Origin of the sequence: Methanolobus halotolerans (genome assembly GCF_004745425.1) — an archaeon.
Taxonomy (GTDB): domain Archaea; phylum Halobacteriota; class Methanosarcinia; order Methanosarcinales; family Methanosarcinaceae; genus Methanolobus; species Methanolobus halotolerans.
Window position 1 is genome coordinate 1 of sequence record NZ_PGGK01000010.1, and the last position, 23,398, is coordinate 23,398.

The 23,398-nt window shown below is 38.0% G+C and carries 15 protein-coding genes; all 15 read right to left on the bottom strand.

The window, feature by feature from the left end; all coding sequences use genetic code 11:
• Positions 1–284: 284 nt before the first annotated feature.
• Entirely contained in the window at positions 285–866 is a 582-nt protein-coding gene (locus tag CUN85_RS09360; RefSeq protein ID WP_135390065.1) for a metal-dependent hydrolase, read from the bottom strand.
• Between the two features lie 167 nt (positions 867–1,033).
• Positions 1,034–2,413, bottom strand: a complete 1,380-nt coding sequence (locus tag CUN85_RS09365; RefSeq protein ID WP_167848849.1) for a right-handed parallel beta-helix repeat-containing protein — start codon at positions 2,411–2,413, stop codon at positions 1,034–1,036.
• Between the two features lie 260 nt (positions 2,414–2,673).
• Positions 2,674–6,099 carry a disaggregatase related repeat-containing protein gene (locus CUN85_RS09370; protein WP_135390067.1) on the bottom strand — a complete coding sequence of 1,142 codons (3,426 nt, stop codon included), beginning with the start codon at positions 6,097–6,099 and terminating at the stop codon, positions 2,674–2,676.
• Positions 6,100–6,724: 625 nt separating this feature from the next.
• On the bottom strand, positions 6,725–8,614 hold the full coding sequence (locus CUN85_RS09375; protein WP_135390068.1) for a right-handed parallel beta-helix repeat-containing protein: 1,890 nt from the start codon (positions 8,612–8,614) through the stop codon (positions 6,725–6,727).
• A 485-nt stretch (positions 8,615–9,099) separates the two neighbouring features.
• Positions 9,100–10,587 carry a lipopolysaccharide biosynthesis protein gene (locus CUN85_RS09380; protein ID WP_135390069.1) on the bottom strand — a complete coding sequence of 496 codons (1,488 nt, stop codon included), beginning with the start codon at positions 10,585–10,587 and terminating at the stop codon, positions 9,100–9,102.
• Positions 10,588–10,659: 72 nt separating this feature from the next.
• Positions 10,660–11,766: a glycosyltransferase gene (locus tag CUN85_RS09385; protein ID WP_167848850.1), complete on the bottom strand. Its 1,107-nt coding sequence runs from the start codon at positions 11,764–11,766 to the stop codon at positions 10,660–10,662.
• A gap of 67 nt (positions 11,767–11,833) precedes the next feature.
• The gene (locus tag CUN85_RS09390) at positions 11,834–13,765 is read right to left on the bottom strand and encodes a hypothetical protein (protein ID WP_135390071.1); all 1,932 of its coding nucleotides are present in this window, start codon (positions 13,763–13,765) and stop codon (positions 11,834–11,836) included.
• 129 nt (positions 13,766–13,894) lie between these two features.
• Complete coding sequence (locus CUN85_RS09395; protein WP_135390072.1) at positions 13,895–15,052, bottom strand: glycosyltransferase family 4 protein; 1,158 nt, start codon at positions 15,050–15,052, stop codon at positions 13,895–13,897.
• Positions 14,998–16,206: a hypothetical protein gene (locus CUN85_RS09400; protein WP_235856275.1), complete on the bottom strand. Its 1,209-nt coding sequence runs from the start codon at positions 16,204–16,206 to the stop codon at positions 14,998–15,000. Before CUN85_RS09400 ends, CUN85_RS09395 begins: the two co-directional genes overlap by 55 nt.
• A 134-nt stretch (positions 16,207–16,340) precedes the next feature.
• On the bottom strand, positions 16,341–17,459 hold the full coding sequence (locus CUN85_RS09405) for a glycosyltransferase family 4 protein (protein WP_167848851.1): 1,119 nt from the start codon (positions 17,457–17,459) through the stop codon (positions 16,341–16,343).
• Between the two features lie 119 nt (positions 17,460–17,578).
• A complete protein-coding gene (locus tag CUN85_RS09410) occupies positions 17,579–18,604 on the bottom strand; it encodes a lipid II:glycine glycyltransferase FemX (RefSeq protein WP_135390074.1) in 1,026 nt (341 codons plus the stop codon).
• A complete protein-coding gene (locus tag CUN85_RS09415) occupies positions 18,598–19,380 on the bottom strand; it encodes a hypothetical protein (RefSeq protein ID WP_135390075.1) in 783 nt (260 codons plus the stop codon). Before CUN85_RS09415 ends, CUN85_RS09410 begins: the two co-directional genes overlap by 7 nt.
• The gene (locus tag CUN85_RS09420; RefSeq protein ID WP_135390076.1) at positions 19,377–20,597 is read right to left on the bottom strand and encodes a glycosyltransferase family 4 protein; all 1,221 of its coding nucleotides are present in this window, start codon (positions 20,595–20,597) and stop codon (positions 19,377–19,379) included. The genes CUN85_RS09415 and CUN85_RS09420 overlap by 4 nt, the downstream gene beginning before the upstream one ends.
• Before the next feature lie 403 nt (positions 20,598–21,000).
• A complete protein-coding gene (locus CUN85_RS09425; RefSeq protein WP_135390077.1) occupies positions 21,001–22,260 on the bottom strand; it encodes a nucleotide sugar dehydrogenase in 1,260 nt (419 codons plus the stop codon).
• Positions 22,261–22,277: 17 nt separating this feature from the next.
• On the bottom strand, positions 22,278–23,363 hold the full coding sequence (gene wecB, locus CUN85_RS09430) for a non-hydrolyzing UDP-N-acetylglucosamine 2-epimerase (RefSeq protein ID WP_135390078.1): 1,086 nt from the start codon (positions 23,361–23,363) through the stop codon (positions 22,278–22,280).
• Between the last annotated feature and the right edge of the window lie 35 nt (positions 23,364–23,398).

Here is a 23,398-nt window from a genome sequence, read left to right on the forward strand (position 1 = left end):
AATGTGAGTTTCCTGATGCAGCTAGCGCTGCATCAACAAAGTTTAAGTACTTATTAGACAAAACACTAAACATCCCCTTTGTGTTTTCGCTAGCAAGTTAACACTTTGGGGTTTTATCCTTTTTAAATGATTACGGACTAAATTAAGTAGGAAATAGGTTTTCTACAGAGCCGTGAAATGCTTTTTTATTATAATATAAACTGTAACGATATCTCCACAAATATTCTGGCCAAAAATTATTTTACAGATACGGTCCGGTATTTCGAGAAAAAGTACGGACAGTATCACTTGTCTGACTTGTACCTGAACTCAAAACCAAGATGGCTCAATGCAAACAATGCTATCATTATTACAAGAAAGATAGATAATACGAATGCATAGGATGCCAGCTCATAATGTAGGAAATCAGTCCTGGCGACTTCCGAATCCAGATATGAGAATATACTGATGGGCTGATAGAATGGATAAAAATAGTCCATTTCATATCTTGCGAGATCATCCAGTAATAGGTGTGAAAGGAATGCAGATCCTGCAAATACGCCCATGTATGCCGCCTTGGATGAATTTCTGTACGCCACATATCCAACAACAATTCCAAACAGGATTGCAGAAGAACTGAAAAGCAGGGAATGCGTTGAAACAGGACCAATTGTACAATGTTCCAGAGAACCGCCTGTTAAGATACCGTACGCAGCCATAATATCTGGCAACAGCGCGCCACCACTTCCTACAAACAGCAGCAATAAGATATGCATATAATTCTTACGTGAAAGTTCTTTACGGAAGAAAGCTCCAAGAACTGAATAGATCATAACTGCACTGATGCAAAGTGCAAAGAACATAATGTGTGCAACCGGGTATGGCATGATAATGGATAGGTGCTTGAAACTATAAACCATTTATCATGTTATCTTTAAGGTAAATATATATTAATAAAAACGTATTGAGGATGTGGTGTACTATATATTACATATCCAGTATTGATGAGTGGTCTTGTTACCCTTTGAAATACCTGGCTGAATGTAGTATTCATTCACCTGGTCAGGTGCCACCGCCATAGGGATACCTTGTAGTTTATATAGTTCCAGGGATCGGCGAATAGCGGGTTTATATTAATGTCAGTATCATGTGAACTGATATTATTATAGTTCCCATTTTCATTGTTCCAGACAACGTTGTTTTCCAGGACGAAATTATAGTTACTTCCAAGACGGTTGCTGATGCCATAACCATCACCGGTCTGGATGGGAGAATTGACAGTATTCATGATGATATTATTTCTTACAAATGTTGTATAGATAGCAGTATCATTATGACCTGAGAATCTTTGAGCATATGCAATGCCATCTCCCATACTGCCGTCAATGATATTATTTTCAACAGTTGTATTGTTCCATCCATCCAACCAGATGCCTCCTCCATATGGATGTCCGGTTCTATAATTTGTACCTGACCCATATATAATGTTGTTATGGATATGTACGTCTCTTGCACTTGTGACTGGCATATTGTTAGCACCTCTGGCTGTGGCTAGTACAATACCCATTTCCCGAGTGTCATATATTGCGTTATATGCAATTGTAATATTATATGAGTCATTATCAGAGTCCTGTTTTAATAAGTATATCCCAGAAAGTCCATAAAGTGCAGTGCTGTCTGTCCATATGGTGTTGTTTGTAACCATTATATTTGTAGAATCATCAAGCCTGATCCCACAATCGTGCGCAACAAGGGGGAGTGTGTTACCATCAACAACATCGTAATTTCCATGCTTTATGAAAATGTCATCATGACCGGTATCATAAATCAAGTTATTTAAAACCTTGTGATGACTTATCCCATTGTTTAATCTAATGCCGTCTCCTGGTATTTCTTTGATCACCATGTCTTTGATCGTAATATACTCTGAATAATAAAACTGAATCGCTGGGAAGGAATCAATAGCTTTCATTTCTGATATTGTATTTTGGTTATGTTTATTGCCATCTAATGTAAACCCGCTAATTGTAATGTTTGAACCCTTATTGAAATTTCCAGTAATCACTGTTGTTCCTGTAATCATTGATTTGAACATATCAGCACGTGTAACGTCCCAATTTGCAATGAGTTTCACAGTTGCATCCGGATCGCCTGTCAGTGTCATATCATCCGGAATTTCAATACTATCGTCTATAGTATAAGTTCCTGATTTCAGGTATACTGTGTCGAAATTATTGTTCTTTGCATCTTGTAATGCTTCATTAATTTCCACCTGATCAGCTGTCCCGTCACAATTGTAGTCACCACTGCCATCTATGGCTACAGTTATACCTGGCACAGATGTGGATATGGAATTTGCTGAAGCAGGGCCAATACTAGCTTGCTCTATAGGACCACCTGTAAAGGTGCTGTGCACCGCCATATGGTCCGACAACAGCGCACCACCACTTCCTACAAACAGCAGCAATAGGATGTGCATATAATTCTTATGTGAAAATTCTTTTCGGAAGAAGACTTCAAGGATTGCATAGGCTATAACCGCACTGATGCAAGATATAAAGAATATACTGTGCGCAATCGAGTATTGCATGTAAATATATAAGCATTTGGAGGTATAAACCATTTATCATGTTATCTTTCATGTAAATGTATATTAATTAAAAAGAAATAAAAAAGTGGCGCAAAGCATGCGCCTCAATTCACAGTTTCACCGAAGTGATCTACTACAATAGAAACGTCCTGGATGTCCACGGTTCCATCCTGATTGACGTCCCATCGTGGAAGGGGTGTTGTGTATACTGGACCACTATTCTGACATATCAGATTGATATCCTGAATATCTACAACTCCGTCCTCGTTTACATCCCATCTTGGGTGCACATCAGTCACTGAAACGGTATGGGAACTGGTGACGATGTTCACGCCATCGCTCACAGTGACCTCAATGACATGTGACCCTGCGGATGCATGGTCAAGGTACCATTCGTAGCTTGCGGAAGTGCTAACCTCCAAGCCATCGATGTCAATACTGTAGATGAGTTCGTCATCTTCAGCATCAACTGCCTCTACGCTGATATTGACAGTATCTCCTTCTTCAAACTCAGCAGCATCTGCAGGCTCAAAGAGGGTGATTATTGGTGCACGATTATTGCTGGCTACCGTGCTGTCAATATTCATCTGTGGCCTCTGCTCGGGGATGCTCCATTCAGAACTGTAGAAGGCTATGTAGTTGTTGTTCTCATCCCGTGCTTTCAGGAAAAAGCCGGTATTTTCGTATTCTCCACTTACATAGTCCTGCACAAGTTCTGTGACATCAAACTCATAATGTCTGTTGTTAGGCATGTCGCCAGCGTTGAATGTCATTGATGCATAAGGTACATCACCCTGAGCTACGCCATTGCTGTCGAACCAGTCTCCACCCAGGTTGTCCCATGGTGTATTTTCATCTCTGTTGTTCCAGCTTACGTACTGCGGGTTCCAGTCTGCCGGCCTGTAGATCTCTACTATAGTATCACTGCCTCTTGTGGTGTTTGCAGGATAATACCAGTACAGGGAAAGCGTTGCATTTGTGATCGTATCTGTTGAGCTATATTCGCTCAGGTCGAACCACATAACATCCCTGTAACTACCTATGCCATTAAGATTTCCTATGTCAATATAACTGCTTTCTGCAAGGTTGGAATCAGAAGAGGCTTCACGCAGTCTGTTGTCGTACACTATACCCGGAGTTGGAGTAATGTCTTCACTGCTCATCACCGTGATGGTAATAGTTTCCGATCCAATTGCGTGTCCATCTGTCACTTCAAATGTGACGATATGGTCGCCAGCCTGAGCTGCAGCCGGTGTCCAGCTAAAGCTTCCGGTTGCACTGTCAAAGGTTGCACCTTCGGGGAGATCCGATGCAGAGTAAGTGAGAGTATCTCCATCAGCATCAAAGGCGCTGACAGTGAAACTCAGTGTATCTCCGGTATCTACGGTCCTGTTGCCAATAGTTTCCAGGACAGGTTCCGTGTTGTCAGGTTCTGTGTTTTCAGACGATGTGCTGTCAATATTCATCTGTGGCCTCTGCTCGGGGATGCTCCATTCAGAACTGTAGAAGGCTATGTAGTTGTTGTTCTCATCCCGTGCTTTCAGGAAAAAGCCGGTATTTTCGTATTCTCCATTTACATAGTCCTGCACAAGTTCTGTGACATCAAACTCATAATGTCTGTTGTCAGGCATGTCGCCAGCGTTGAAGGTCATTGATGAATAAGGTACATCACCCTGAGCTACACCATTGCTGTCGAACCAGTCTCCACCCAGGTTGTCCCATGGTGTATTTTCGTCTCTGTTGTTCCAGCTTACGTACTGCGGGTTCCAGTCTGCCGGCCTGTAGATCTCTACTATAGTATCACTGCCTCTTGTGGTGTTTGCAGGATAATACCAGTACAGGGAAAGTGTTGCATTTGTGATCGTATCTGTTGAGCTATATTCGCTCAGGTCGAACCACATAACATCCCTGTAACTTCCTACGCCATCAAGATTTCCGATATCGGCAAAACTGCTTCCTCCAATGTTGACATCAGGAGAAGCTTCACGAAGCCGGTTATCGTAGGCTATAGTTGGATTACCGAAAGCACTCTTGGATGCTTCTGCAGTGTTACCGTATCTTCCAATGTTGATCCTGTTACCGTTTGGTCCGGGCTCGTTACTGTAATCAGACACTGAATGGCCTGCATCGATAGCGGGACTTGTTACCGGATCAAGTATCCAGTCACCATCGGACCATCTTCCTGCAGCACTCTTTAAGTGGTAGTCACGGTTTGAGAGGTCTGCGAAGAGTGGGTCTGCATTTATATCGGTATCATGTGATCCAACATTATTGTAGTTCCCGTTCACATTGTTCCAGACCAGGTTGTTTTCCAGAACGAACCTGTAGTTGCTGCCAAGACGGTTGTTGATGCCATAACCATCATTGGTCAGGACGGGTGAGTCTACAGTGTTTGTGACAATGTTATTCCTCACAATTGTTGTATAGGTAGCACTCTGGGTATTGGCGAATCTCTGGCCATATGCTATTCCATCTCCCATACTACCGTCAATTACATTGTTCTCGATGATGGTATCAGTCCATCCATCTAACCATATTCCTCCTCCATAAGGGTATCCGACCCTGTAATTGGTACCTGCACCATTAATGGTGTTGTGATGGATGTGTACATCTCTTGCACTTGTGGCAGGCAAATCGTTAGCATCCTTGCCTATTGCTAATACAATACCCATTTCGCGAGTGTCATATATTGTATTGTATGCGATTGTTATATTGTACATATCGCGATTTGGAAGGTTATGTTTTAGCAGATATATGCCGGAACATCCGTAAAGGGCATCTTTGTCTGTCCACATGGTATTGTTTGTAACCATTGTATTTGTAGCATCATCGAGCCTGATGCCACAATCGTGGGCAACCCGTGAGAGTATGTTACCATCAATTACATCGTAATTTCCATATTTTATGAAAATGTCATCATGGCCGGTATCATGGATAGTATTATTCAGAATCTGATGGTGGCTTTTTCCACCATTGAGTCTGATACCGTCCCCCGCTATATTTCTGATCATCATGTCTTTGATCGTAATATATTCTGAATTATAGAATTGGATTGCAGGGAAGGAATCAACTTCTTTCATTGCAGTTATTACATCTTGATTATATTTGTTACCATCCACCGTAAATCCAGTAATTGTGATATGTGAACCGCTTTTGTAGACTCCACTGAATGCATTTGTCCCTGTGATCATTGGTGTGAACATGTCAGAACGTGTAACGTCCCAGTTCGCAATCAGTTCCACAGTTGCATCCGGATCGCCTGTCAGTGTCATGCCATCTGGAATTCTGATACTGTCGTCTATAGTATAGGTTCCTGATTTCAAGTATACTGTGTCGATATTGTTGTTCTTTGCATATTGTAATGCTGCATTAATTTGCACCTGGTCAGCTGTCCCGTCACAATTATAATCACCACTGCCATCTGTAGCTACAGATGTGACTGGTGATGAAGAGTCAGCTTGGGCCAGAGGAGCATTGATGCACAATAGCACAAATAACCCAATTAGTACTTTTTTTACGTTTTTTGTCATTAAAGACCACCTTACTGATGACCGTTTTTAGTTTTGATTGGTCCTCAAACTCCGTTATATAGGACTCATAATATATATAGCATTGTATATAACTGTATAACTTTATGGACATAAGTTATAGTTACATGTCCATGAACGACTTACTCATTAAGTAGCAATCAGCAAAGCAGACGTATCTACTAGCAGACTATTTACTTGAGCATTTTCAGGACTAAAGACAAGTTCATGCAGGGTTTGAACACAATGAATTAAAAATAAATATTATTTTCACTCCAGACCTCTGTATGGAGTAATGTTTCCACGATTCATATTGATTGATATTTCTGATCCAAACCTGTCCATCTGTTACTTCAAAAATGACAGTTTATAGCTGTCTGATCTGCAATTTGTATCATGCTTCAGTTTCATTGTGAATATAAAAGCCTTACTTCAGGCAGACCTATGTAAAATAAATAAGAGCATCACCATCCGAGATACTGACAGTGAAACTCAGAGTATTTTCAACATCTGCACTCTCGTTATTATCGGGTGCTATTTGTTAGATGCAGTGTCGTCAATACTTAGTTATAGCCTATGATCCTGATTGTTTCGATCAGGACCATAGAAGGTTATGTAATCGTTTACATCATTTATCAGTTACTGAAACGGTATGGGAACTGGTGACGGTGTTCACATCATCGCTCACAGTGACCTCAATGGTATGCGAGCCTGCAGATGAATCTTCAAGCTCCCATTCATAGGTTGTGGAAGTGCTGACCTCCAAGCCATCGATGACAATACTGTAGATGAGTTCGTCACCTTCAGAATCAACTGCCTCTACGCTGATATTGACAGTATCTCCTTCTTTAAACTCAGCAGCATCTGCAGGCTCAAAGAGGGTGATTATTGGTGCACGATTATCATTCACTGAAGTTGGCTCATCCGAAATATTCTCAGAAATATTATTCGAACTGGTATCGGAAGTATTTCTGGATGCTTCTGCAGTGTTACCGTATCTTCCAATGTTGATCATGTTACCGTTTGGTCCGGGCTCGTTACTGTAATCAGACACTGGATGTCCTGCATCGATAGCCGGACTTGTTACCGGATCAAGTATCCAGTCACCATCGGACCATCTTCCTGCAGCACTCTTTAAGTGGTAGTCACGGTCTGAGGGGTCTGCGAAGAGTGGGTCTGCATTTATATCGGTATCATATGAATCAATATTATTGTAGTTCCCGTTCACATTGTTCCAGACAACATTGTTTTCCAGAACGAACCTGTAGTTGCTGCCAAGACGGTTGTTGATGCCATAACCATCATTGGTCAGGACGGGTGAGTCTACAGTGTTTGTGATGATGTTATTCCTCACAATTGTTTTGTAGGTAGCACTTTGGGTATTGGCGAATCTCTGGCCATATGCTATTCCATCTCCCATACTACCGTCAATGACATTGTTCTCGATGATTGTATCGGTCCATCCATCTAACCAGATACCTCCTCCATAGGGATATCCGACCCTGTAATTGGTACCTGCACCATGGATGGTATTGTGGTGGATATGTACATCTCTTGCACTTGTGGCAGGCAAATCGTTAGCACCCGCACCTATTGCTAATACAATACCCATTTCGCGTGTGTCGTATATGGTGTTATAGGCAATTGTAGTATTATATGAATCATAGCTATTGTCGTGTTTTAGTAAATATATGCCAGAACATCCGTAAAGGGCATCTTTGTCAACCCACATAGTGTTGTTTGTAACCTTCATATTTGCGGAATCATCAAGCCTGATTCCACAATCGTGCGCAACAAGGGAGAGTGTGTTACCATCAACGATATCATGGTTTCCATACTTTATGAAAATGTCATCATGGCCGGTATCATGGATAGTATTATTCAGAATCTGATGGTGGCTTTTTCCACCGTTAAGCTTGATACCATCTCCCGGTATTTCTCTAATTACCATATCTTTGATTGTAATACGCTCCGAATCATAATATTGAATAGCTGGGAAGGAGTCAATTTCTTTCATTGCAGTTATTACATCTTGATTATATTTGTTACCGTCTAATGTGAATCCGCAAATCGTAATATTTTGACTGATCGTGACTGTTCCTGTGATCATTGGTGTGAACATATCAGCACGTGTAACGTCCCAATTTGCAATGAGTTTCACAGTTGCATCTGAATCACCTGTCAGTGTCATATCATTAGGAACCTTAATACTATCGTCTATAATATAAGTCCCTGATTTCAGGTATACTGTACTAATAGCATTTTTATTGGCATCTTGTAATGCTTCATTAATTTCCACCTGGTCAGCTATTCCATCGCAATTGTAGTCACCACTGCCATCACTGGAAACATAAATGGACGTTACTGATGAAATGGTGTTGTCTTTGGAAGCGCTCACTGTGTAGTTGTTCTCTTCACCGGCGGTGGTGTCGCCCGCTGAAGCAATTGCTGTCCCAAGGCTTAAGCCAAGGAGCAGACAAAGCATTAAAAAGCTTGTGATCTTTCTTCTATAAACCATTTTAGACCTCTCACTATTGAGTATGCAATAGCCGTTTTTCGGTTATCTGGGTCAAGCTGTCAAAAACAAGTCTATGGGTCAAACTTGTCCTTTGAAGAAAAACATGTATGACACGTTGGGGATGTGTCGTTATTTCGTCATGGGGTCAAGTGGGGTAACTATATTTTGTGACGAGCTCCTCGATAATATGCTTTGGAGTATATATATCCTTGCAGGTTCAAAAAAGACTTTAAGTTACTCGGAAATCATTTTAAAGCCTTTTTAGGACTTTTTTCAACAGAAAATTATTATTTACAATATATTAAAGCTGTAAATGTTAATTGTAATTCATGTTGTCAGAATCTGGCAGATCTTTGATATAATTTGTTCTTTTAAGAGCAACAAAGGCTTCAATTGTATCTTAGAAAAAAGCGGGAACAGCAAGTGCATTTCCAGCTCTTTAAAGCCCGGTTTTTAAAAATGAATATGTCCTTTAAGGAAATAAGTTAAAAAAGGTAGGTTCTTAAACGTAGTTGCTTGTCTGTTGCGATAATATATAGATAATAACTGGCAACAAGCATACCAGATGCTCCTACTATGATAAACTGGTCCACTCCGTACAGTTTCAAAAATATAAGAATAATTCCTGCAGGGATGAAATATAGTAAATTAGAAATAATTATCTTTACTACTCTGGACATTTTCACTTCTGCATAATGCATCATCTTCAGACATAAATATCCATATACCAGAACACCCGATACGGCAAAAAGGATCAAGGCTATCCTTGCATTACCCAGATAGCCTCCAATTGAAAGGGATAATATCCTAGTCGCGAAATTGAAAGCATTGAATTTGAGGCCAAATTGTTGTTTTTCCAATACCACATAGATCGAACTCAACGGAGAGGAAATGAACCATACAAAAGCCCATATGCTCAGGATCTGTGCATATACTCCTGCTTCGGTCCACTCCTGTCCAAAGACCACGCTGAAAATATCACTTCCTACAACCGTAACAGTAAGTATGGGAAACATTCCCACTATCACGAGGACCCTAAACACATTTTCGACAAGTGAATTCAAGTTATTTTCAGAACTGGCAATTGAAGCTCTCTGGAAGAACACCTGTGAAAGTGATTTACCGACGAAGTTCATAGGCATTTGAAGCAGACGGAAGCCCAGTGAGTAGAATCCTACAATGGCAGGTGAGAAAAAAAATGCAAGTAAAAATGCAGGAAGTTGCCACGATATGGAATTCAGAAGAGCAGACCAGCTGTCAATCAGTGGGAATTTCCGGTGTCTTTTCAGACCCTGTAACATCATTTTTGGATTAGTGTATGTTCTGAATAGTTTGTTATCATCTTTCCAGATCTGTGCTCCAAGGACAATTGTAGAGATAAAGTTCCCAACCAAACTTCCTGCAATCAAGCCAATACCTGTTGCATATCCACCAATACCGGCACCTATCTGGGTTCCTGTTGATGAAAGTGAGCTGGAAACGCGAGCAAAAGATAATCTTTTAAATTTTTTTGTTCTGGAGTTCCAGTAATTCAGCGCAAGAAATACCCCACTAATAAAGATAAACGGAGGTATCAGCCATACATAATCTCCAAGTTGAGGAGAATTGAGAACTAAAACAAGAGAGTTCTTGAACACGTATATTAATGGAATTGTTATTATCGATATTAATAGGACAATTGCAAGACTAAGGGCGAGAAGATTTACAGCATCTTCATCTGACTCTGGCAGCATTATTGAGAGTTCATATCTCAGACAGGCAATAACTCCTATGATTCCGGTAACGGAAATGAATAGAGCCCATACTCCAAAATCCTCTGGTCCATAAAGCCTTGTAAGTATGGGAGCTGCCAACAGAGCGACTATCTGAGCAAAAGCTGTTCCACCAACGAGTGTTAAGACATCAGATGCAAAGCTTTTATCCTTTTTTTGATGTGCTGGGCTCTCATTCTCTTTTGCCTCTGAATATTTCATTTCTTAATCCTTTTGTTTTAGAGTTCTTATCCAGTGTAAATTTGTATTATCAGTGTTACTTCTGAGAATCACTTATAATCCACTGTACAGTTCTATCAGTTTTTTTTCTTCATTTTCCCAGTTCAAGTTGTTTTTTGCAGTTTCGGTATTTCGCTTCATATTAGCATATTTTTTTCTATCGCTGAAAACTTCTGTAATATGTTTTGCAAAATCCTCTGGATTCTCACTATCCGCTAACAGGCCAATCCCGTATTTCAGTACATTCTCTCTCAGAAATGGATAGTCTGGAACTAATACTGGAATGTTGGCATGAATGTATTCAAAGAATTTGTTTGGGGCCATGTAATAATGGCTTAAATTATATTTTTCAGGATAGATCAGACCAAGATGTGCGATTTTTGTATATGAAAGCAATTCTTCGTGGGGAACTTTCCCTGTAAAATATATTTTGTGGTCTAATGATAGTTGTTTGGACAAGTCGATCAGTTCATCAAGGATAGGTCCATCACCAATAATGAGTAACTTATAATCGTTATTCAAATAGCCAATCGATCTTATAAGATTTCTCAAACCCAGGCCTTCCCTTATAACACCCTGGAAAACAACAACATTTTTGCTATTACACTTTGACCGAAGTTCACTTTTTGTATCGAATTCGTTGGAATTGTATAAAGAGGGACAGTTCATGATCACAGAGGGAGCATTTTTAAGGCTATAGCGCTGTTGTAATTCTTTGGCTATAAAATCATTGACAGTAATTACCAGATCCACTTTTTTGATAAGGAAACGCTCTAGATAAAAGTATGGGTTCTTATAGTTCTTTTTATTATCAAAATTCCTAATGAATAATTCATGAGAGTCATAAATTACTTTTGATCTGTTCCATTTTGAAGCAATATAGCATTCTAATAAGGTACTCATGTCATGCGCATGATAAATGTCTGCGTTTTCTTTTATTGAATGATAGATGAACTTTGATGAATACGAAAGCTTTCCCAGTAGAGTATTTTGTCTAATTTTCCTGTTCATCCTTTTTATGCAAAAACCATCCTTTTGTTGAACCGGCAGTATTCCATCATTGGATATTGCCCGGATAACTAACTCATATCCGTCTTTTGAGAGGGATGTGGCCTCTTTTAATACTCTTGCGTCGTTTATACAAGGATTTGTGACTAACATACAAATTTTGACCATACTACCGCCTTTAATTGAAATGCATAAAATTCACTCGATTTGAACAGGACTTTTAATAAAATACCTCTGCATGAGAATTTGAGTAAAGTTTATTCCTTTTTTCAAACTCTGAGTTCATCCTATCCCATTCTGGAATATCTGATATAATATCCACCATTCCTCCATCCCCTACTCTTAAACCGGACTCAAGGAAAGCTTTATTGCGCCAGACAATATATCCACTATTTCTCTGAATATTGCGCACGCTAAGAGAAGTCCGAAAACTATTATTATAATAGGGCAGCCCTAAACTTTCAGTCTGACTAAACTTTTGGAATGGTATATATCTTCTAGTAAAATAATCTGAATATAATTGGGAACCATATGGGACATACTCTAAGATATGGTTGAAACAAGCTACTTCCGCTGAATCAAAATATCTTCTTTCAGAGTCTATGCTATAATTAGGCTCCGGAGATGTGGATATTATTGAAGAAACCACAAGTACTGATAGAAGTAAAAGTGAAATAGTGTAAAAATAATTTTTACTTACCTTTTTAGATTGAAGAAGTTCCATTAAGTAAGTTAAACCCAAGGCCATCATAAAAGCTATGAATGGGCTCACTAACAATATAAATCTATCAAACCTAAAGAATGTCATTGTATTCCAGAAAAGTTGCAAAGGAGTGGGGATATATAGTGGTAGTATCAACAGCGAAATTAAAGCAAATACCTGTAGGTAACTTTTTTGATGTACATACCATGTCCCTCCGATTCCTACGAGTGCTAAAAAAGTAACTACAGAATAGCCTATGTTGTTGAAAATAAAAGACCATTGGTTACCTGCCTGGATAGTTGGTTTCATTGACAAAGACTCATAATTTGTAGAATCAAAGTACATTGCCGTTAATGATTGAGTAAAGGCATAGCTTACAAAAAGCCAATAAGCAATGAAACTAACTATCAGAAGTAGCACGTATGTTTTACTTATATAGCTACTTTTGTCTTGCATTATCTTACCTAGTACTATTTCAACAAATAGAATTAGGAAGAAGATGACAATTATTTGTGGTATTGATACCTGATGAACTAATATAATAAACATTCCGAATAAAAGGCCTAATATTTTTAAAAGAGGTGAATGTTTGCTATTTCTATTGTATATTAAATATAGTATGACAATAAAACCAATAAATGCCATAGTTCGTGTCACCATATACATGCCAGAATAAATAGTAACACTAAAAGTTGAAAAAAGCAAAGATGATAATAATGAAACTCTCTTATCGTTGGATATATTAATCATCACTAAATACACAAAAAATACAGAAATTGCAAACGCAGGTGCTGTTATTAGAAAATAAGAACTCTGGATGCTGGAACCAAGTAAGTATGAAACCTCGGATATAAAAATATGAAATAATGGAAAGTTTGCATAAGCACTACTTAAATCCATAGGGATAGTGTGACCTGACAAAAAAGTTACTTCTGATAGGAACATATGTGGCAATATATCAGTTCCACCAAAGTATAATGGATACTTTAAAGTAACACTATATATTAAATTTAATAGCAGCAAGAATATTTCAAACAAAACCATATGGGAACTACTTGATTTAGTGAATATCTGAATAAAGATCACAAAATATAATATTAATATAATTATTAAATATTCTAAAGGTCGAGTAGGAGACATGAACAGGATGATGAGACTTGATAAATAAAATATACAATATAATTTAATGCAATTCTTTTCACTGAAGTTGAGTAAACCAGAAGAATGCTCTTTTCTTTCATTTGAGTTTTTATAAATATAAGATAAAGTAATTGCAGCAAATATTCCTGGAACTGCTACTATTGAACCTCTTATAAGTAAGTCAAGTCTATTGAGGATAACTGCTGCCAGAACACCACTTAATATAGCAAAAATGATTAGAAATGGCAAAACTAAAGCTAAATTAATGATAATATTATCTCGAAGTGGTTTTTGAACCTTAATGATCATTGTCTACCTCATTAAGTTAACTAACCTTTTATCACTGCTCATAGTCAAATATGGATGATTCTTAACAGAGAAATTCCAGATTATAAATTTTCAGAGAAGGTTTATAAAATAACATCTCTATTCACAATATTATTTACGTGGTGTGGAAGTATAAATATGTTGGATTTGCTTAGCTATATTCTCCCACTGATATTGTTGGACATGACTCAGAATTTTCTCTTGATCCCACTTTTTATCCAAAGCAATGCCTATCTTCTCCGCCAGATCCTGTGAATCACCAGGTTCAACGAGTAGTCCGTAATCATCAGAAATTACAACTTCTTCACTACCACCATTGCGAGTGGCAACAACAGGCTTCCCACATCCCATTGCTTCGATCTGGACAATACCAAAACTTTCTCCATCTAAAAAGCTTGGAAATATCAATGTTTCTGAAGAATTCAGATATAGTGGTAAATCATCCCATTTAACTCTTCCAGTAAGAATTACAGAATCTTCAAGAGAATACTCTTTTATCAAACTCTCTAATTCGTTGTAGCTAGGACCGTTTCCTACAATATAGCACAGCAGATTGTCCAGCTGGAACTTTTGTTTCAGTATGCTTACAGCCTCGATCAGATTCTTATGTCCTTTATGCGGCAACAAATTGCCAATACTTACAATGACAATCGATTCAGAGGGAATTTGAAGCTTCTTTTTGGAATCTTCTTTCAAAAGGGGCTTGAACAAACTGTCATCATAACCATTCGGTATGACTTTTATTCTCGATGCACAGTTATCAGCAACATAATCCAGCAATAATCGTTTGTTCCTTTCCGAAACAGTAACAAACGTATCACAATTTTGAATTACAAAACTGATAATTCCATGATATCTTTTATAGAAATCGATCCATGAAAAATGGAATGTGACAACGGAATGTTTTTTTAACATTTTAGCTGCTGCGATTCCGCTAATTGAAGATATGAAACTGAAAATACCACCCGAGGTCTGGATATGAATTATATCGTATTCACTTCTTTTCTTATAAGATTCAATGATCAATCCTAATGTTCTGTAATATGTTTTTCTGAAACCATTTACTTCAGAAGGCTCCAATTCTTTTTTTGAGTCTCCCAGAAAGCTGTATGGAATTACAGTTGAGCCTGTTCTTAGTAGTGAATTCGTCAAATTAATAGTATGTGCTGAAACACCTCCTGCTTTTGCAATCGGTCCACACATTAGTACCCTTGTCATTTTACCATCTCTGCTCTTTCCAGATACGTTGACAAAGCTAACATCATCCAACCCTGACACCACCTCATATGAGGGATTTTGTTTGTGAAAAACCGATGTTTGTAATAGTAGAAGTAACCTGAATCATCCTGCATATTTGAAATGGTCCACCTGGCAATTTTCTCTGCAAAATCTAAGTATTCGGGTTCGTAGAGACTGAATTTACTGAAAGTGATTATTCCCTGGGCCTGACTATGAGTGTCGATCGGATAAAATCGAGGATATCGGAAATGACATCTGCCATCTTCAAGGAATTGCTTGTTTCGATAAAAGTCTATACCCTTTTGGACCGTTTCAAGTACAGTTGCTTTTTCATCCGTGGCAGCAAACGGTAAATATTCGATCAATCCATCCAATATAAATCCCTGATGAAAATCTGTTTGTATCCTTTCTTTTCCATTATGATATTTACTGTATACCCAGGAACCATCTGATCGTTGTGTTTTTATTAAGAGATCACAGAGATTGCGGGCTATTTCTTTCATTTCTTTATCATTCTCAAACAAATACATCAATTTAGATATGGTTTCTAATCCTAAAGCAGAAGCATTAATCACCATTTTGTCTTTATCCAATGGACTGTACATTAAATAGGAAAAGCCATCTTCTGTTTCTTTTAAAAGATAATTTCGTATGAACTGATAAGCACTTTGGCTCATGTCTTTCAAATCATCTCTTTGAAGTACGAAATAACTGTCAACTAGTGATTTAATGACGTTAGATGTTGTGATAACGTCGGGTACTCTGGGGGATAATATGTTTTTGTCAGCACTTGTGTAATTAAAATAGTGAGACCAGCAATCATAACCATATTCAGATTTGACCGACTCCTTTTTAAAAATCTCTATAGCGTTTAAAATATCGTTCTTATACTTATCATCCTTTGTGATATTATACATTTTAGAAAAGGATTGATTAAATAGACCCATGCCCTTCATATCAACTCCTTTATTTACCTTAAGGAGAGGTCTGAAATTTAGTGGAGAATATTTGTTAAATTGAGTTGCCATTATTTGAAGTGGTTTTTGATCCATGCAGATTTTCTTGACGAATTTACTATTCAATGCATCATAAATGTCCCAGCCACAATAATTCTCTTTTTTTGTCCAATCATAAAGAGATTTTTCTGATTCCCATACAAAATTATTATCATTTCCAATACCCACGCTCTCAACCCCCAACGTAAATAGTAGATTTCATCAATAAATATCTTGTCATCAACATTTCAATTAGTCCCAATTTTGTTCCATTCACTGAAATATCTCTGACATTAAAATGCGACCACAGTAAGCAACATTGACTATACACTTTGAAAACACTCGTATAATACTTTCTCCATTTTATTCCATGAATATTCTTCTTTGTATCTTCGTTTGGACCTAACAATCATCTTCCTGGTTTTTTCTGGATTCTTAAAGCACCAATGTATTTTCTCTGCCAGATCATCTGCATTTCCTGGCTCATAAAATAGCATTTCTTTCTCAGAAAAAGTCAAAGCCATTCCTTTTAATCTTGATGCGATTATTGGTTTGTCATGAATAGTATATTCAAACAGTTTATTTGGAACACCTCTTTCGTTGACCTTTGTCTTTAAGAAGGGAATTACGCAAACATCTGCGATAGAAATGTATTTTGAAAGTGTCGTTAAATCTACCCAACCTGTAAATTTGACGGAATCATTAAGATCTTTTTCAAGCACAATATCTTTTAAATATTGAAGGGAGGGACCATCGCCGACAACTATAAAGTAAATAGGGATTGTGTTTTTTAATAGTTTCACGGCATCTATAACAGTTTGAATACCTCTTCTTTTCCATATGGTCCCTTCAAACAGGACAATGAACTTATTATCATATCCATAATCTTCTTTCAATGCGTTTTCTATAGTATATTGTTCTAAATTTGGTGTATTCATCACAACAAAAATTTTATCAGGATCAACACTATTCCGGGATGAAATAATCTGCTTGTCATAAGAATTGGTGGCTATGATAGCATCTGAAAAATGAATTGCGAACCTTTCAATGATTTCTGCTGTTCTCGTTAAAATACCACTTCCTTTAAACTGCAAGTTACTTTCAACAGCTTCAGGAAGCATATCATGCAGGTCCAGAATGATTCTGGTACCATAAACAAGCTTAAATGGAATGGCTATCAGGATTAGATAATCTGGCGGATTATGTACATGGAAATATGAATATTTCTTTGAGCTTTGTGAAAGAAACAGCCGATAAAATGCTTTCATACTAAATACTATATGATTTATGAAAACAGCTGGGAAATTATCTGTTTTCAATTCTTCCGCGACTCTTATTATATTTATGTCATTTATTCTCTCCAGGCCCTGATGGTCTCCATAGTTCAGAGAAATAAAGTCTACGTCATATCCATTATTTTGTAGTGATCTGGCTATTTTCATCCTGTTAATATCTTTAGGTAAAGATCGATATGCGATCATGCAAACGCTGTGGTTTTTTTTCCTGTGAGAATTTATATTCTGAGTCATTCACCCTCTGAAATAGTTAAAATAATTAAGTTTCAATACAAATGTTGGAAAAGTACACTGCTACAAGGTTTATAAAGTTGAATTGGCATTTCTCTAAATATTTTTGTCCCAACCTTATATTGGATTTTATCACGCTTCATTAGAAATTGATTCGGTATGTCTGGGTAATAGCTATAATATAATTCAGTTTCAACAGCTCCCCATCTTTCTTTGAAAGTCATCAATCCTTTGTTATCGTATGATGTACGTCCAAAACTGTAGTATTTATAATTATTTACACATGCATCTTCAATACTTTTCCATACCAGTATGTTATTAGGACGTAAACTCAGGTGGTTGGGATTGTGAGCTGCATATCCAAAAGTAACTGTATCTTTAAAATACTCAAAAATTCCCCCTGCAATGATCTCATTGTTATATTTTGCAACATATAGGACAACATATTCATTCATCAGCTCAAACAGGTTTTTAAAAAATTTCCATGGATGAGATGGAACTCCAATTCTTTTCTTAGTAGTGCAGTTTAGCTCAAAAAAACTTTTCAACTCTTTTATGTCCTTAGTAGAGTAAACCTTAACCCCGTGCTTAATTGGTTTTTTAGTTGAACTTCTAGCACCTCTGCTTATTTTTTGCCAAACTTCACTAGGATGAGTGGATAGTTCTATGGTATGTACACAAAATAATTTTTGAATATGGAATTTATCGTGATTTACTTTACCTCTAATTTCAATGCATCCAGCATTTAATCCATGGTAAAGATTTATCCCCTCTTCTAACAAAAGATTTCTCACATCTTCGGACCCAATACAACTACTACTGTAAGTAAATGGCATTGTGCAAAGCATATTCCCTCTCAGTTTACTTCTGACATAGAACAAGGCCAATAATCCTACAATATTTCCACATTCATCTTTTGCAAATAAGTATTTGGGTTTATAGTCAAACGTTTTTTCCAAAAATTGTTTCCATTCAGGGGTATGGTAAATAGTTGCATCATCACACATGTATAGAAATTTTTTCCACTCATATTCGTTAACATTTTCTGTTACTTCTACCATGTTCTTGCCATTCGTAAAAACTTCTTCCCCAGATTAATTATCATATCCTTTGAATAAAAAAATACCCATTCAAAACTATTTGATGACCATCTTTCCGGATGAGTTAGGATATAGAAATTGCTGACATTACCACTTTCGATCAATTCAATAAGGTCATCAGTCGAGTCAACTTTAATGCTTTCTGTTTTATTAGGAATGAAATCTCTCAAACAATGATCGAAATTCCAGTTCCTCCCCGTATCACATAGATAATTAACAGAATTGTCGATAGACAAATAAGCTTCACCGAGAATTCCAAAATCCCTATAGTCATATTTTTTCCATAGATCCCGATTATCATGTTTTGATAAAGGTTGTCCATGCATACAAACAGTTTTAACATCATACAGATCCTGGAATTTATCTAAATTGGCCTTGAAGAGTTCTATTGCATTCTCATAATTTCCCTTACACTCATTCAATACCTCGTAATGATATCCGATCTCATGTCCCATTCTACTGACTTCAGTTATGATCTCTGGACAAAACAGGTTATCATTGACTGTTCTAAAATAGTAAGTTGCCTTTATATTCAGTTCCTGCTCGATCTTGGCAGTTTCCAGTGCTTTTGGGGGATTCCTGTCAATATCATGTCGCATCATTACATATTTATCAGGCAGTTCCTTTGCCATCATGTACTCAGCAAGAGTGATTGGGGAAAAGTTGTTCCTTTCTAACGAAGAGCAGAGCTGCTTATATTTATCGAGTGTAAAGTCAAAATTATTGTCTCTGTTCATAAAGAACACTTCCATCCAAATAAATCATATGATCTCAATAATTCTTTCTCCATTCTGTCCCATGAATATTCTTTTTCGTACCTTCTTTTGGTGCCAATGGTCATCTTCCTTACCTTATCTGGATTTTTAAAGCACCATAGTATTTTTTCTGCAAGATCATCTGCATTCCCAGGTTCATAGAATAATATTTCTTCCTCAGAAAATGTTTGAGCCATACCTTTCAATCTTGACGCAACTACTGGTTTATCATGAATAGTATATTCAAACAGTTTATTTGGAACACCTCTTTCGTTGACCTTTGTCTTTAAGAAAGGAATCACGCAAACATCTGATATGGAAATGTATCTTGAAAGTGCCTTTAAATCTACCCAACCTGTAAACTTAATGTGATTATTGAGACCTTTTTCAGTTACAATATCTTTGAGGTTTTGCATGAATGGGCCATCGCCAACAATCAGTGCACAAATCGGAATTTTGTCCTTTAACAAGTCAACAGAATCAATAATGGTTTGAATGCCCCTTCTTTTCCATATGGTCCCTTCAAACAGGACAATGAACTTATTATCATATCCATAATCTTCTTTCAATGCGTTTTCTATAGTATATTGTTCTAAATTTGGCGTATTCATCACAACAAATATTTTATCAGGATTAACATTATTCCGGGATGAAATGATCTGTTTGTCATAAGAATTGGTGGCTATGATAGCATCTGAGAAATAGATTGATAATCTCTCAATTATCTTTGCCATTTGTGTTAAAATACTACTTCCTTTGAAACGCAGATTACTCTCTACAGATTCGGGAAGCATATCATGCAGGTCCAGTATGATCCTGGAGCCATAGATAAGTTTGAAGGGAATAGCTATTACTATAAGAAAATCTGGTGGTGTATGAATATGAAAATAAGAATATCTTTTTGTTCTATTCAAATCAAGGACCTTAATAAAAGCTTTTACGATAAAGGTTAAATAATTTTTTAGCAGATCAGCATATCCTTTTCTTATGTGGTCGCCATTTATTCGAATAATATTAACACAGTCTATTTTTTCTTCCGGTTGTTGATTATCGTCTAATATACAAATGAAATCAACATTACAGTTTTGTCTGCACAAAGACTGAGCTATCTTTAACCGATTCATGAATTTAGGTATGGAACGATATGCGATCATACACACATTGGTTTTTTCAGCTTGTGTTCCTTTGATAAGTGACATCAGTTTACAACCTTTACGTTAATTCACTACCTTTATCTTTAATATTTATAGATTTATACACGCACAATAGTTCATTTGTAACGGCTATATGCAATATGCATTATATGTATATTCGATGTGCATTATGAAATATAATGGATTACCTCAATGCAACTGTATTCTCTTAAATGATGTATTAAACAATGTATTTATTATTGTAGGAAACACTGAGAAGGACAGAAACAGAAGGGCAGAAACGAATGACCGTTTTCTACTCACCAAGTGGCTGATTAGAAAAAGCGGCACAAGAATTCTTTTGAATAACGCAAGATGTAAAATCATATTTAAAATAGTGAAAGTAGGTATTTGCCATTTACAACAACTGGATCGCAGCCTCCGGAACTTTAAATAAATAAACTTTCGATCATGTCTTTCCTAATAAGACCACATTCCTATTACATTTAAATCCGGGTTTGCTTTGCTTTGGCAGGATATTCTTTGAATCTACAATATTCCGGTTTCTCATCCTTTGGCACAAGATATCAAGATCCATTTCTTGAAACTCAGTGTGGTCCGTCAACACAACAATACAATCGCTTCCCTCCACAGCTTCCTCTAGACCTATGATCGGATACTCGAACTCCCTGACAAAGGGATCGTAGATTTTAATAGAATACCCTTCCTTCTCAGCTAATTTAATGAACTTGATTGCAGGAGTTGCTCTGGTATCAGCTATATCTCCCTTATAAGCGACCCCGAACACGGTGATCACAGGATTCTCGATACCATTGACAAGTTCTTTAACCTTCTTAAGAACATGAATGGGCATTGAATCATTTATGTTACGGGCTAAGGTTATCAGGCTACTGTTGTTTGCGTTCTCAGTGAGGAACCAGGGGTCAATTGCTATGCAGTGGCCGCCTACCCCGGGACCGGGTTTGTGGATATTCACCCGGGGGTGCTTGTTTGCTATCTCTATGGCCTCCCATATGTTGATATTATAGTCTTCGGCAAGCATGCCGAGTTCATTGGCAAGGGCTATGTTTACATCACGATAGGTATTCTCCATGAGCTTTATCATTTCCGCTGTGGTACTCGTTGTGAGGTAGAGATTGCCTTTGACAAAGCTTAAGTACAGGTCCCTGGTTAGTTCAATGGCTTTTTCATCAAGTCCTCCAATGACTCTGTCGTTATTGACCATCTCATCGAGAGTATTGCCGGGGATAGCACGTTCCGGGCAATGTGATATGTAGAAGTCCCTGGATGATTTCAGGCCGGACTGTTCCAGTATCCGTCTTATCCGTTTCTCACAGGTCTTTGGAGGGATAGTGGATTCGATAATTACAAGGTTGCCTTTTTTCAGGCATGTGGTTATCATCTCACAGGCCGAGACAACATATTTCAAGTCCGCCATACGGAGCTCTGCATCAAAAGGAGTGGGAACGGCTACGAGGAACACGTCAGCTTCTTCTACTTTCATACTTGCTCTGAAGCTTTCCTTTTTACACACTTCTTCTAAGAGTTCCTGAAAGCCTTTCTCTTCAAAAGGCATACTGCAGCCTTTAAGGGTGTTTATTACTCTTTCGTTGATGTCCACTCCAACAACATCGATTCCATTGTTTGCAAACAGGAGTGCAGTCGGAAGGCCGATGTAGCCCAGTCCCAGAACACATATTTTAGTCATAATGGCATCTCTTATATTTATCTATAAATTTGGCAACCAATGATCCTGTCAATTGTCAATTTGGCTGCATCCCCGCTTCCATAGGGATTATCCCAGCTTATCCCCGAAGCTGTCATCCTCTCTACGAACTTAGCTATATTGCCGTTCATCCCGGCTATGATATTAGCTCCCACATCAACTGTCTCAGGCCTCTCAGTATTGTCCCTCAGCGTAACACAGGGCACACCAAGTATGCATCCCTCTTCCTGTAATCCTCCGCTGTCTGTGAGTATGAGCTTTGCACCGCCTTCGAGCTGCAGGAAATCCAAATATCCGACCGGATTGATGATTTTTGTACCTTCGGGAATCTCCAGGTCGAATTCTTTTATCATCTTTACAGTTCTCGGGTGGGCAGGGAAGATGATCGGCAACCTGAATGTCTGATATATCTGTTCAAATCCAGCGAGTATCCTTGAAAGACGTTCTTTTTTATCGGTGTTCTCTGCCCTGTGAACAGTTGTCAGGAAATATTCACCTTCTTTCAGGTTCAACTTAGACAGGGTATGCCTGGTTTGCTTTGAGATCTCCAGATTCTGGTAGACCGCGTCCACGACAGTGTTACCGGTAACGAATATTTTCTCTTTCGGGATACCCTCAGCAAGGAGATATTCTTTTGAATTCTCTGTAGGTGCAAACAGGTAATCAGAGATGTGATCAGCAATTATCCTGTTTATCTCCTCAGGCATAGTCCGGTCAAAGCTTCTCAGACCAGCTTCTACATGTCCTATTCTGATATTGAGTTTAGATCCGGCAAGCGCACCGGCAAGTACGGTATTGGTGTCACCCTGGACCAGAAGCACATCGGGCCTGTCCTTTATCAGCACCTCTTCGATGCCTTGGAGCATCCTGCCGGTCTGCTGGCCATGAGTACCGGAGCCCACGTCGAGATTATACCTGGGTACAGGTAACTTCAGATCATCAAAGAATACTTTGTCCATTTCGAAACTGTAGTGCTGGCCCGTGTGCAGAATATAGTGATCAATGCCCAGTTTCTCACATTCCCTGATGAGCGGGCTCATCTTAATTATTTCAGGGCGTGTGCCGAGGATGATTGCAATCTTCAATTTCCCACTCCTTTCCCCGCCAATAGTCTCAAAGG